The sequence below is a fragment of the Lutibacter sp. A80 genome (assembly GCF_022429645.1).
Taxonomy (GTDB): Bacteria; Bacteroidota; Bacteroidia; order Flavobacteriales; family Flavobacteriaceae; genus Lutibacter.
Window position 1 is genome coordinate 151,972 of record NZ_CP092480.1, and the last position, 13,934, is coordinate 165,905.

A 13,934-nucleotide genomic window follows, 5' to 3' on the forward strand; every position below is an offset into this window, starting at 1 on the left:
ACTATTTATTTTTATTCTTCAATTACAATAAATTCAGTTCTTCTGTTTATTAGATGGTCTTTTTCACTGCATCTTACACCGTTAGAACAACCATTAATAAGCTCGGTTTCTCCATAGCCTTTACCAAATACTCTAGAAGTATCTATTCCTTTTGAAACAATATAAGAAATTATTGAAGCAGCTCTATTATTTGATAATTCTAAACTGTAATTATCTGGAGCTCTACTATCTGTGTGCGATTTTACTTCTATTTTTAGTGAAGGATAGTTTTGTAAAACAGCTACCACTTTATTAATTTCTACAGCAATAGTTGGTGTAATAATGTCTTGGTTTAATTCAAAATTAAGTTTATTTGTCTTAACCATTTTTTGATTTCTAATATATACAAATTCGTCTTGTGGATTTAAATGAATTGTTTTAGAATTTACAATATTATAATTTAGGGTTGGGTTAATACCAAAACTTTTAGTTTGATATCCTCTTGAAGAAACTGTTAAGTTGTAGTTTACCTTACAGTCTAATTTAAAATTAAAAGAACCATCTGTATTTACGTTAATTTCATCTAATTTAGTACCTTCTGAGAAAACGGTAATAGTTGCAGTAGGTATTGGTATATTAGTTTTTTTATCTAGAATAATACCTTTTACAGTCTGGTAGCATTCAATAGGTTTAAGTTTTATTATTTTTTCTATTTCAAAATTATTTTTGGTATCTGTAGAGAAAAGAACTTCAGTACTTTCGTAGTTAGGTTTTTCAATACGTATTTTGAATGAAGTGTTGCAATCTAAATCAAATTTAAATTGAAGATCTTTTAAGTCTATTGTTGCTTTTAAAAGATTATTTTCAAATAATAAAATGTTTAGATTATTTAACCTGTTTCCTGTGATTTCATCTATAATTTTACCAGTAAATGTTTGTTTACAAATTATTGGAATTAGCTCGATATTTTTAAGGTGATTAAATTCATTTTTAGCATCGGTGTTAATTGTGATTTCCGAAGTTTCAAAACCAGTTTTTTCTACCAGAATTTTATAATTTTCGTTACAATCAACGTTGAAAAAGTAGTTTTCTTCAAAAGATTGAGTATCGATTAATTGTTGGTTTTTAAATAGTTTAACACTTACATTTTTTAAGAGCTCTTTTGTTATTTTATTAGCAATTGTTCCATAGATTTTTTGTTTACATTCAACAGGAGTTAATTCGATATTATTAATAAAATTAAAGTCTGTTTGTTTGTCGGTGTTAATTGCAATTTCCGAAGTTTCAAAACCAGTTTTTTCTACCTGAATTTTATAATTTTCGTTACAATCAACGTTGAAGATGTAGTTTTCTTCAAAAGATTGAGTCTCGATTAATTGTTGGTTTTTAAATAGTTTAACACTTACATTTTTTAAGAGCTCTTTTGTTGTTTTGTTTGCAATTGTTCCAGAGATTTTTTGTTTACATTCAACTGGAGTTAATTCAATGTTATTAACAAAATTAAAGTCTGTTTGTTTGTCGGTATTTATTATGATTTCCGAAGTTTCAAAACCAGTTTTTTCTACCTGAATGTTATAATTTTCGTTACAATCAACGTTGAAAAAGTAGTTTTCTTCAAAAGATTGAGTATCGATTAATTGTTGGTTTTTAAATAGTTTAACACTTACATTTTTTAAGAGTTCTTTTGTTGTTTTGTTAGCAATTGTTCCCGAGATTTTTTGTTTACAAATTATTGGAATTAGCTCGATATTTTTAAGCTGATTAAATTTATTTTTAGCATCAGTTTTAATTGTAATTTCCGAAGTTTCAAAACCAGTTTTTTCTACCAGAATTTTATAATTTTCGTTACAGTCAACGTTGAAAAAGTAGTTTTCTTCAAACGATTGAGTCTCTATTAATTGTTGATTTTTAAATAGTTTAACACTTACATTTTTTAAGAGCTCTTTTGTTGTTTTGTTTGTAATTGTTCCAGAGATTTTTTGTTTACATTCAACTGGAGTTAATTCAATATTATTAATAAAATTAAAGGCTGTTTGTTTGTCGGTGTTAATTGTAATTTCCGAAGTTTCAAAACCATCTTTTTCTACCAGAATTTTATAATTTTCGTTACAATCAACGTTGAAAAAGTAGTTTTCTTCAAAAGATTGATTATCGATTAATTGTTGGTTTTTAAATAGTTTAATACTTACATTTTTTAAGAGCTCATTTGTTGTTTTGTTTGTAATTGTTCCAGAGATTTTTTGTTTACATTCAATTGGAGTTAATTCGATATTATTAATAAAATTAAAGGCTGTTTGTTTGTCGGTATTTATTATGATTTCCGAAGTTTCAAAACCATCTTTTTCTACCTGAATTTTATAATTTTCGTTACAATTAACTTTGAAGATGTAGTTTTCTTCAAAAGATTGAGTATCGATTAGTTGTTGGTTTTTAAATAGTTTAATACTTACATTTTTTAAGAGCTCTTTTGTTGTTTTATTAGCAATTGTTCCAGAGATTTTTTGTTTACATTCAACTGGAGTTAATTCTATATTATTAATAAAATTAAAGTCTGTTTGTTTGTCGGTGTTAATTGCAATTTCCGAAGTTTCAAAACCATCTTTTTCTACCTGAATTTTATAATTTTCGTTACAATTAACTTTGAAGATGTAGTTTTCTTCAAAAGATTGAGTCTCTATTAATTGTTGGTTTTTAAATAGTTTAATACTTACATTTTTTAAGAGCTCTTTTGTTGTTTTGTTAGTAATTGTTCCAGAGATTTTTTGTTTGCATTCAACTGGAGTTAATTCGATATTAGTTGTAAAAGTGAAATTTGTTTGTTTCTCTGTAGTGATTGTAATCTCGGCATCTAAAAACCCTTCTTTTTGAATAGAAATTTTATAGGTTGCTTCACATTCTAATTCAAAATTAAAATCAGAACGATTATTAAGCGTTTCAGAAGTTATTAACGTGGTGTTTTTATAAAGTTTTAAAGTAGTATCTGTTATAGGTTCTTTAGTTAATTTATTTGAAATAACACCTTCAATTGTTTGATTACAAGAAAGTGGAGATAAGGCTAAATTTACGGTAAGTTCTGTATTGTAACTGTTATCTGTTTTTATTTTAATTTCAGTAGGGTGGAAGCCTTCTTTGCTAGCAATAATTATATATTCACTATTACACTCTAATTCAAAGGAGTAGAGTGCATTATCTAGCGTGTTTTTTTCTGAAATAATAGTTCCATTTTTATAAAGTTTAAGGGTGCTATTTTTTATCGGGCTTGCCGTTGACTGATTACTTACTAAGCCCTGAACTTTTTGAGAACATGGTGTTGGAGTTAATTCAATATTTTTATTAATTTCAGTATCTAAAGTTGCATCGGTTTCAAAAGTAACTTCATTAGCGGTGTAATATTCCTTTTCTGCAGTAATTTTAAAAGTTTCATTACAGTTTATTTTAAATTGATAACTACCATCTTTAGCAGAAGTTAATGACTCTAAGAGTGCATTATTAGCATCGTATATTTTTAAAGTTGCATTAGCAACTGGTTTTTGAGTGTTTTTGTCAATTAATAGGCCAGTTACTAATTGATTACATTCAATTTCTTCATCAACTAATTTAAATCCATAAATATCTACATCTCCTTTTCCTTTTCGTCGATTTGATACAAAAAAACCGGTATCGTTATTAGGGTTGCTTACATATCCAAAATCTGCACTTTTTGAGTTTATTGGAGCGGGTAAATTTTCTACTTTACTATAAGTGCCATTTATAAACTCGCTTTTAAAAATATCTAAACTCCCTTGTCCTTTATGTCCAAATGAAGCAAAATAAAGGGTGTTGTTTTTATCGGTAAACGGATATAAATCATCATCGTAAGTATTTATGGTATTTCCTAAATTTTTAGGACTACTTAGTGTGCCATTTTTTAAAATATTTGAAACATAAATATCATAATAACCATAACTATCTGGCATATTTGCAGCAAAAAATAATTTTTTACCATCTTTACTTATAGAAGGGTTTTTTATAGAGTAGTTTGGGTCACTAAATGTTACTAATGAAACATTTGAGACGTTGAAATTAGCATCAATATTCGCTTTAAAAAGTTGTATCGATTCTTGTCTGTTTTTGGTTTTTTTAGTTGGTTCAGTATAGTAATTATAGCCACAAAAATAAATTGTTTTTTTATCGGGACTTAAAGCAAAATCACTTTCGTTAAATTTTATAAACGACTCATTTTCAATTCTGTTTGTTTCTATTATGTCGCTGCTATCGTTTAATTTACCAACATAGAATTCTAATAAAAGTTGTTTTTTATTAAGTCTTTTTGTTAAAGCAGCACTTCTATCGTTAGCGGTTTTTTTGGAGGAGGCAAAAATTACAGTTTTAGCATTTAAAAAATTTACACCAAGTTCTGCATATTTAGAGTTGACTTCAGAATTAAAAATTTTATATACTTTTTGTTGTCCAAATATTAAATTTGAAATTAAAAATGTAACTATGTAAACTAAATTCTTAGTCATAAATTTTAAATCTATTTTTTTGAAATTTTTTCAAATACCCAAGCAGGGCCAATTAATAAAAATTGTAAGTCTTTAAAAAAAGAAGGTTTTTTACCTTCTAATTTATGACCATAAAATTGCCCTATCCAAGCAAATACAAAAATAGCCAAAGAAGTATAAAACAATGGTAGAAAACCAGATAAATAATAATTTCCAAGTAAGCATAATAACGAGAAAAATAACATTTTTATAAATGTTGAATAAGAGAGTTTTATATAAAAAAACAACAATGCTATTAAAATTATTGCCGCCCAATTTTCAATAATAGGATTTCCAATATTCATAAAATTTGCTATAGAAGTAGATGGAATACACATAAATAATCCCACTATGCTAAAAAATATTGCAGGTACACAGTAAAAATGTATAAGTTGATTGGTTTTATTTTGATGGCTTACCGCATATTCATTAAACCATTGTTTTTGTGTTTTCATGTGTTTATAATTTTAAAGGCTATTAGCTGTTTGCTAATATAGTTTTATTGGGTAACAATACTTAAAAATTGTTCTAAATTATAAATCGTGTACGTTAACAAACGTTAACATTAATTAACAAATATTTATCTTAAATTTTATTTTTTTTAAATGAAATTTACCCAATATTAAAGATAAAAAAATAATGTTGTTATATAATATAACACAAAAACGAACCTTTATGATTGATTATTGTTTAAAAAAACGAGTTGTTTTACCTCTTTTTATGTTGTTTTGTTTAATTGAAGTATCTTACTCTCAAAGTGTTAAAGGTATTGTTTTTGATGAAGATAACGTTCCATTAGAGTTTGCCTCAGTTGCTTTATTGCAACCTTCAGATTCTTTGTTAATAAAATATACATCAACTGATGAAGATGGTAGTTTTGACATATCAGGATTTAAGCAAGGTACTTATTTACTTCAAGTATATTTAATGACATACCAAGCCAATCAACAAACTATAGATGTCTCTAGAAGTGAATTGAATTTAGGAAAAATTATCTTAAAAAAAGATGTAAATCAATTAGATGAGATTACAATAAATGCAGTTGTACCTATTAAAATTAAGCAAGATACTGTTGCTTTTAATACAAATGCATTTAAAGTTAAACAAGATGATAATGTTGGAGATTTAATAAAAAAACTTCCAGGTATTGAAGTCGGTACAGATGGTGGTGTTAGCGCACAAGGTGAAAGTGTTACTAAAATATTGGTTGATGGTAAAGAATTTTTCAATAACGATCAAACCATTGCACTTGAAAATTTAAATGCAGACGCTATTAAAAGTGTACAAATTATTGATGAAGAAAGTGATGATGCTAGAACAACAGGAATAAAAGATGGTGAGAAAAATAAAATAATTAACTTGGTTTTAAAAGATGGTAAAAAGTCTGGATATTTTGGGAAATTAGGTGCTGGTATTGGTACAAATGATAGATATTCAACAAATTTTGACTTAAACAGGTTTACTTCTAATACGCAGTTAGCACTTTTTGGAAAATTAAATAATATCAATAACACTGGGGCTACTGTTTTTAAAAGAGATGGAAGTATTGGGGGTTCTAGTGGTTTTTTAACAACAGGAACAGCTGGAGCTAATTATAATTATGAGTTTAAAAAAGATTTAAATTTTAATTTAGATTATAATTATGGGTATTCCGATAATGAAGAAGAAGAATCTTCAAAAAGAACTCAGTTTACACAAGACGATTCGTTTGCTACAGAAAATACGAGTAATAGCCAAAATATATCTAATAACCATAATGTTAATTTTAGTTTACGAGATAGATCTGTAGAAGGGAAATATTTAGAATTTAGAGGGAATTTTAAAAAGGATGACAGAGAGTCTGATAGCTATAGTGCTACCGAATTTTACGATGAAGATAATAATTTAGACGCAGATAGCGAAAGAATTACAAGAAGTGAAGATGATAGAAGTAACGGAAATTTAGACTTTTCTTATCGAAGAAAATTAAATGACAATGGTAGAAATATTAGAGTTAAAAGTGGTATCTCTTTTACAGATAATAAGGATATGAATTTTCAAGATTCAAAAAATTCTACTGATGGAACAAGTGCAACGGAAATAAATGAGATTACAACTAAAGATGAGAAATACAAAGCATTAAATTATAATGTATCTTTTAGGTATATGGAACCTATTGTGGAACATCATTTTGTAAGTTTTTCATCAAGTTTAAACAACAATAATAACGATGAAAGTGTAGAACAAATAAAAACAATTGATGAAATAATTCAAAATCCGTTTATTTACGATTTAGATTATAATAAAAAAGTCTATAACAATCAATTAGGGTATGTATTTAGTCATGATAAATTTCAAGTATATCTATCGGGTTCTTTAGAAACAATGCAACAAAAATTAGAGGTGGATAATGCAGAAGTTGTAGATAATAATTACAATAACTTTTTACCTAAGGCCTCTATTACTTATGAATATAAAAAGGGTAAAAGAATAAGATTTAGGTATAATAAAAATACATCACTTCCTAGTTCAAGTCAGGTATCTCCAATTGTAAACGATTTTAATCCACTATATATTTATACAGGTAATTTAAATTTAACTCCAGAAAAAAAAGATGATTTCTCGTTGAGGTATAACACTCACGATTTTAGTAAAGCAACAAGCTTTTTTTCATCTTTCGGATATTCAAAAACAACAAATACTATTATTTCTAGTAGAAGTATAGATGATAATTATGTAACAACTTCTACCTATGAAAATTTTGGAGAAAAAGAGAGTTTAAGTGGGCGATTAAATTTAAGTAAAAAAATAAACAATATAAATTTAAGATATAACGTAAATCTTGGTGGTAGTATTAACGATTATACTACAATTATAGATGCTGAATATAATGATACAAATAGCAAAAGTTGGAATTTTGGTTTAAGTTTAAGTAACGAAAATAAAAATAAACTTGATTTAACAGTGGGTGCAAATTATAATTTTAATAAAACAAATTACTCGTTACAAGATCAAGATAGAGATTACGTAAAGCAAAACTACTATACAAAGTTTGATTGGGATATTACAAATAGTTTAACCTTTGATACGCAGTTCGATTTTTCTTTATACACAGATAATAACTTTGATTCTCAAACCATTCCAATTTGGAATTTAGGTCTCGATTATGCTTTTTTAAAGGGAAAACGAGGAAATTTGAAATTACAAGTTTTTGATATTTTAGATAAAGATTTAGGTGTTGTTAGAACTAGTTCTGATAGCTACTTTGAAGAAACTATTAAGAGTAACTTAGGAACTTATGCAATGCTAAGTTTTACCTATAGTATAAAACCACCAACAGGTAAAGAAAATAGACGTGGCGGCGGTGAAAGAAGAGGTCCTAGACGTGGTTAATAGATTACTTTCTAATAAAAATAAATACATAGTAATTTATAAAAAGCTTCGGTTATATAGCCGAAGCTTTTTTAGTGTAATCTAAATTAAAAGTATTAAATGTCAGGTTCGAGTGGTTTTTTAAAATGAAATAGAGAAAAATTGTATCGAGAACTTTTATTTACAATTAAAATGACTGTTCTCGACACTTATTAAGCCAATAAAGGCTTAAAATTTACTAAAGCTTACGTAATTTCATCTAAATACATAAAAGGTTTTGTAATTGTTTAGAGCGTTTTAAAGTCAGTTGTTTAAGGGAACTTTTTGCAACTAAATACTTTAACTATTTATTCATTTTCGTTATATTTGAGTTTATAAAAAAATTGTATTTTCATAAACACTATTTATTATACAGTATAAAAATTATTTTTATCTGGATAAGTGTATTGAAATTGTAGTTGTGAGGAGTTAGCTTTAATTAAGATAATGAAAAATCTATGAAATTATCAAATAATAGTTTTCGTCTTTTTGGTGCATTAGTTTTATAACTTGTATATTTTATAAATTTGTCTAAACTTTTGGGTGCAGTCTATTTCCTAGGTCCATAATATTTATTAAATTTATAATATAGATTACTTAATTAGAACTATTTAAAAAAGATAACCTACAATAAAATCCAAAAGATGAAAAAGATATTTTATTTAAGTTTATTACTACTTTTTTTAAGCTGTAAAACAGAAAGAAAAGAGAAAGAATTTATAGATAGTCCAATTCTTGATGAAAAAGACGTAGTTATAATTGATTCAGTGATAAAAAATCCTTCAAATACAATTATATTAGATACTATTGAATAATTAATTTATAATTCAATTTTTTACGATTACTATATTTTAATATATATAATCTTTATTAATAGAGTTAATTAAAGGTGTAAAATTAGAGACTTCTTATTTGAAAATAGGGCAAATGTCGTATAGCATTTAAACAACTTTGAAATTACTTTTATCGAAGTAAAAATCTATTTTTTAAATTCTCTAACTAAATTATTTTCAGCATGAAATTACACCATTTATTAACAGTATTAAAAGGATTCTTTTTTTCGTTTATTTTGTTTTCATTTATTTTAGCTTGTTCCAAAAAAGATGAAATAGAAGAAATTCCAGTTGCAGCATTCAGTTTTACACCAGCCACACCAGAAGCAGGCACAGAAGTCAGTTTTACTAACGAAAGTACTGATGCCGATAGTTACCAATGGTCAGCCGAAGGCACAAGTTTTGGTTCTACAGAAGAACACCCAAAATTTACCTTTGAAACAGCAGGCGATTATGAAGTAAAATTAGTCGTGACTAATTCAGCAGGATCAGATGAGATTATTAAGACAATAACAGTTACAGCAGCTCAAGAAGCGCCAGTTGCAGCATTCAGTTTTACACCAGCCTCACCAGAAGCAGGCACAGAAGTGAGTTTTACTAACCAAAGTACCGATGCAGATAGTTACCAATGGTCAGCCGAAGGCACAAGTTTTAGTTCTACAGAAGAACACCCAAAATTTACCTTTGAAACAGCAGGGGATTATGAAGTAAAATTAGTCGTTACCAATTCAGCAGGATCAGATGAGATTATAAAAACAATAACAGTTACAGCAACTCAAGAAGCGCCAGTTGCAGCATTCAGTTTTACACCAGCCTCACCAGAAGCAGGCACAGAAGTGAGTTTTACTAACCAAAGTACCGATGCAGATAGTTACCAATGGTCAGCCGAAGGCACAAGTTTTAGTTCTACAGAAGAACACCCAAAATTTACCTTTGAAACAGCAGGCGATTATGAAGTAAAATTAGTCGTTACCAATTCAGCTGGTTCAGATGAGATTATAAAAACAATAACAGTTACAGCAGCTCAAGAAGCGCCAGTTGCAGCATTCAGTTTTACACCAGCCACACCAGAAGCAGGCACAGAAGTAAGTTTTACTAACGAAAGTACTGATGCCGATAGTTACCAATGGTCAGCCGAAGGCACAAGTTTTAGTTCTACAGAAGAACACCCAAAATTTACCTTTGAAACAGCAGGCGATTATGAAGTAAAATTAGTCGTTACCAATTCAGCTGGTTCAGATGAGATTATAAAAACAATAACAGTTACAGCAGCTCAAGAAGCGCCAGTTGCAGCATTCAGTTTTACACCAGCCACACCAGAAGCAGGCACAGAAGTGAGTTTTACTAACCAAAGTACCGATGCAGATAGTTACCAATGGTCAGCCGAAGGCACAAGTTTTAGTTCTACAGAAGAACACCCAAAATTCACCTTTGAAACAGCAGGCGATTATGAAGTAAAATTAGTCGTTACCAATTCAGCTGGTTCAGATGAGATTATAAAAACAATAACAGTTACAGCAGCTCAAGAAGCGCCAGTTGCAGTATTCAGTTTTATACCAGCCACACCAGAAGCAGGAACAGAAGTGAGTTTTACTAACCAAAGTACCGATGCAGATAGTTACCAATGGTCAGCCGAAGGCACAAGTTTTAGTTCTACGGAAGAACACCCAAAATTTACCTTTGAAACAGCAGGCGATTATGAAGTAAAATTAGTCGTTACCAATTCAGCAGGATCAGATGAGATTATTAAGACAATAACAGTAATTAATGGGGGAGGAAGTGGTAATTCCTGTAACCTTCCTGAATGTTATGTAGAAAAGACAACAACTGTTTCTTCGGGGGTTACAACAACGGTTACTTATGGTTATACGGTTATAAGTGGTTCAAAAAAACTTTCATCAATTACAACTTCTACAGGTTATGGAAATTTAGTTACTAGTTTTCAGTATGATGTACAGGGACGAAGAATAAAATCTGAAAGTAAATTAGGAGGTTCATTGCAAAATTATACTGAATATACTTATAATAACGATCAAACTGTGAAAGCTAATACCTATGATTCTTCAGGAACATTAACAGGATATTCTATTGATAAATATGATGCAAATAATAGATTAACGCGTACCGATACATATTCATCAGATGGAAAATTGGGTAGTTACGTGGTATATTCTGATTTCTTGAGTACAGAAGGAAGTTTCCCTCAACTTGTACAAACCTATGATTCTAGTAATGCAATTACTCAAACTGATACACATACATACCAAGATTGTCAGCTAAAAAAGACGGTTTCTAAAGATGGGAGTGGAACTGTTATTGGAGAAATAAGTAATACAATTGATGCTAGTGGTTTATTACGTACTAGTTCAGCTACTATTTATACACAAGGATTCACAATTACAAGTAATACAGATTACGTTTATGATTGTGATTAATAAAAATTATACGGTAAATTAATTAAAAATTCTAATCGATTTTAGCTCGGTTAGAATTTTTTTTATTGAAGTTAATTAATTGAATCTCAAAAAAAGACGAAAACTTTTTAGTTTTCGTCTTCAGAATTTAAAAATTTTGATTGGTATTTTTTCAAAAACTCTTTTTGTCTATCAATCATCTCTTTATGTATTTTATCTATATCCATAAAGTCTTTTCCAAAATCACTTCCAAAAAAATCATCATTAAAAAAATGATTGCTAAAAAGTGAATCTTCAGAAAAAATTGATGAAAAGCCTTCGTTTTTAAATCCAGAATAATTTTTAAAAAACCTTGATTTAAAAGATTGTATTAAACTATCTTTATTTACAGATGAAAGATTATCGAAATTTTTAGTTGAAGACCAAGAGTAAATACTATCATATTTTATAAGATTTCCATTTTCATCAAATTCTTTATTAACTTTCCAAGAGCCTTTAGGTTGGTCATTTAAATTGTTTTCATTCTTTTTTGCTTCTGAAAGTTTAGAAGTACTGTTTTGACCATTACAGCTAATACTTAAAACTCCAATAATAATTAAAAGCATATATTTTTTCATAACTAAATGTTTATGTTAAACTTAAATTAGGATTTGTAAAAAAATTAAACAAATTATTAGTTTTTGTGTTTTTAATCAGTCTATTTTAGTGAATTACTTTTAATTTTTGTTCACTATTTTTATATCAAACACATACTAAATAGTCGTCATTATCCACTACTATATGTATGAGGTATTTTTTAATACATTTTTAAGAACTTATATTTTTTGTGCCAAAATAATCCTTAGTCTAACCCAATCGCTGGATTTAATTTTTTTTGCATTAAAATTTACGAGACACTTATGAAATTTTAATAGTTCTTTCAAGTTTTCGTTTAGCTTCTTCTTTTTTTGGTAAGAAAACACTTAAAATACCTTCTTGGTAATTTGCATTAATTTTTTTGTTATTTACACTTTCTGGTAAATTAAAAGTTCGTTTAAATGAGGAATAATTGAACTCTCTACGTGTGTATTTTTCATTTTTTTGTTTGCTTTCTTCTTTAACTTTTGTAGAAATAGCCAATACATCATTGTTGAGGTCAATACGAAAATCTGATTTCTTTAAACTAGGAACAGCCATTTCTATTATGTAAGAATCGGCTGTATCTTTAATGTTTACTTTCGGTAAAGCAATTCCTGTATTAAAATTAGTATTAAATACAGAAGGAAGATTTCTATTAAAAATATCATTTAACCAAGTTGATAAATTAGTCAAATCTACATTTGAATTTGTGTTAGTTAAGTTTCCGCTTTTAGGAACATTTATTAGATTGTTCATAATTACAAAATTTTAAATTAAACATTATTTCAAATTTGAAATCTTTTTTTTGAATTCATAAATAGTTAAGCAAATAAAATACCAAAACAATAAGAACTTTTTAAATTGAGATATTTTATTTAATTCTCTGAAAACATGTCGTATAGGTGAATTTTTGACATATTTTAAGGTACAAACATGTCAGATTCCTTTGTTGTGTGTTTCCAGTTAAGGTTTCTTATAAGTTTGTTTTTATAAATTACTGTAAACAGCATGTTGGAGTTCTTAAGATTTGCTGAAAAAAGTATAGTTATTTTATTTAATATAGGGGGATACCTTTGTAATCATAATAATATGATAAATCTAATATTTTATGCTTATGTTTAATAGGAAACACTCTTGTTGTTCGAGTTTAACAACGGGGATTACGTAAAGCAAAACTACTATACAAAGTTTGATTGGGATATTACAAATAGTTTAACCTTTGATACGCAGTTCGATTTTTCTTTATATACAGATAATAACTTTGATTCTCAAACCATTCCAATTTGGAATTTAGGTCTCGATTATGCTTTTTTAAAGGGAAAACGAGGAAATTTGAAATTACAAGTTTTTGATATTTTAGATAAAGATTTAGGTGTTGTTAGAACTAGTTCTGATAGCTACTTTGAAGAAACTATTAAGAGTAACTTAGGAACTTATGCAATGCTAAGTTTTACCTATAGTATAAAACCACCAACAGGTAAAGAAAATAGACGTGGCGGCGGTGAAAGAAGAGGTCCTAGACGTGGTTAATAATTATTAAGTATACTTTGCAGATAATTATTTAAACTGTTTAAGACAGGCTTATTATTTTAATTAAGATTAATATTGATAGGTTTAGAGTTTATAAATTAACTTTGCATTAAATTATATTATATAAAAGTTACTTAGGTAATTTGTAATATTAGTGCTTAAAACCAATATAAATTTATGAATACTAAAGAAATAATAGAAAAATTTTATACGTCATTCTCTAATGGTAATGTTGAGGGAATGATTAACTGTTATCATAAAGATATAGTATTTAAAGATCCTGTTTTTGGAGAGTTAAAAGGAGATAAAGCTGTTAAAATGTGGCTGATGTTGTTGTCTAAAAGGTCTGAAACAACAACAATTAGTTTTTCAGGTATTAAAGTAAGCGAAAATAAAGGAAGTGCTAATTGGGTGGCAAATTACGTTTATGGAAAAGATAAACGTAAAGTAATTAACAAAGTTAGTGCTAACTTTAAATTTAAAGATGGTAAAATTATAGAACATATAGACACTTTTAGTCTTTGGTTATGGTCTAAACAAGCTCTTGGAACTGTTGGTTTTTTACTTGGTTGGACTCCTTTTATGAAAAATAAAATTCAGAAAACAACTAAAAAACAGTTAGAAGATTTTATAACTAAAAGTTAATT

General features: G+C 27.8%; 9 protein-coding genes. 5 read left to right on the forward strand and 4 right to left on the reverse strand.

Going from position 1 to position 13,934, the window contains the following annotated elements:
* Positions 1-11: 11 nt before the first annotated feature.
* Positions 12-4,484, reverse strand: coding sequence for a carboxypeptidase regulatory-like domain-containing protein (locus MHL31_RS00680; RefSeq protein WP_240227169.1), 4,473 nt, complete (start codon positions 4,482-4,484; stop codon positions 12-14).
* Between the two features lie 11 nt (positions 4,485-4,495).
* On the reverse strand, positions 4,496-4,957 hold the full coding sequence (locus MHL31_RS00685) for a DUF962 domain-containing protein (protein WP_240227170.1): 462 nt from the start codon (positions 4,955-4,957) through the stop codon (positions 4,496-4,498).
* A 220-nt stretch (positions 4,958-5,177) separates the two neighbouring features.
* Between MHL31_RS00685 and MHL31_RS00690 the strand changes: the two genes are divergently transcribed.
* From MHL31_RS00690 to MHL31_RS00700, 3 genes are all read left to right on the forward strand, one after another.
* On the forward strand, positions 5,178-7,874 hold the full coding sequence (locus tag MHL31_RS00690; RefSeq protein WP_240227171.1) for an outer membrane beta-barrel protein: 2,697 nt from the start codon (positions 5,178-5,180) through the stop codon (positions 7,872-7,874).
* Between the two features lie 662 nt (positions 7,875-8,536).
* Complete coding sequence (locus tag MHL31_RS00695) at positions 8,537-8,707, forward strand: hypothetical protein (RefSeq protein ID WP_240227172.1); 171 nt, start codon at positions 8,537-8,539, stop codon at positions 8,705-8,707.
* Between the two features lie 200 nt (positions 8,708-8,907).
* Positions 8,908-11,160: a PKD domain-containing protein gene (locus MHL31_RS00700; RefSeq protein ID WP_240227173.1), complete on the forward strand. Its 2,253-nt coding sequence runs from the start codon at positions 8,908-8,910 to the stop codon at positions 11,158-11,160.
* A gap of 107 nt (positions 11,161-11,267) precedes the next feature.
* On the opposite strand, the gene MHL31_RS00705 is transcribed toward MHL31_RS00700, so the two are convergent.
* Together MHL31_RS00705 and MHL31_RS00710 are read right to left on the reverse strand one after the other, a co-directional pair.
* On the reverse strand, positions 11,268-11,756 hold the full coding sequence (locus MHL31_RS00705; protein WP_240227174.1) for a hypothetical protein: 489 nt from the start codon (positions 11,754-11,756) through the stop codon (positions 11,268-11,270).
* 280 nt (positions 11,757-12,036) lie between these two features.
* Positions 12,037-12,513: an Hsp20/alpha crystallin family protein gene (locus MHL31_RS00710; protein ID WP_240227175.1), complete on the reverse strand. Its 477-nt coding sequence runs from the start codon at positions 12,511-12,513 to the stop codon at positions 12,037-12,039.
* 381 nt (positions 12,514-12,894) lie between these two features.
* On the opposite strand from MHL31_RS00710, the gene MHL31_RS00715 reads away from it, so the two are divergent.
* Both MHL31_RS00715 and MHL31_RS00720 read left to right on the forward strand, forming a co-directional pair.
* Positions 12,895-13,287 (forward strand): hypothetical protein, encoded by a 393-nt coding sequence (locus MHL31_RS00715; protein ID WP_240227176.1) that lies wholly within the window; start codon positions 12,895-12,897, stop codon positions 13,285-13,287.
* 177 nt (positions 13,288-13,464) lie between these two features.
* Complete coding sequence (locus MHL31_RS00720) at positions 13,465-13,932, forward strand: nuclear transport factor 2 family protein (RefSeq protein ID WP_240227177.1); 468 nt, start codon at positions 13,465-13,467, stop codon at positions 13,930-13,932.
* Positions 13,933-13,934: the final 2 nt, after the last annotated feature.

Coding starts and splice junctions, on each gene's coding strand:
- MHL31_RS00680 (WP_240227169.1), bottom strand. CDS start 4,484: ATGACTAAGAATTTAGTTTACATAGTTACATTTTTAATTTCAAATTTA.
- MHL31_RS00705 (WP_240227174.1), bottom strand. CDS start 11,756: ATGAAAAAATATATGCTTTTAATTATTATTGGAGTTTTAAGTATTAGC.
- MHL31_RS00700 (WP_240227173.1), top strand. CDS start 8,908: ATGAAATTACACCATTTATTAACAGTATTAAAAGGATTCTTTTTTTCG.
- MHL31_RS00690 (WP_240227171.1), top strand. CDS start 5,178: ATGATTGATTATTGTTTAAAAAAACGAGTTGTTTTACCTCTTTTTATG.
- MHL31_RS00685 (WP_240227170.1), bottom strand. CDS start 4,957: ATGAAAACACAAAAACAATGGTTTAATGAATATGCGGTAAGCCATCAA.
- MHL31_RS00695 (WP_240227172.1), top strand. CDS start 8,537: ATGAAAAAGATATTTTATTTAAGTTTATTACTACTTTTTTTAAGCTGT.
- MHL31_RS00710 (WP_240227175.1), bottom strand. CDS start 12,513: ATGAACAATCTAATAAATGTTCCTAAAAGCGGAAACTTAACTAACACA.
- MHL31_RS00720 (WP_240227177.1), top strand. CDS start 13,465: ATGAATACTAAAGAAATAATAGAAAAATTTTATACGTCATTCTCTAAT.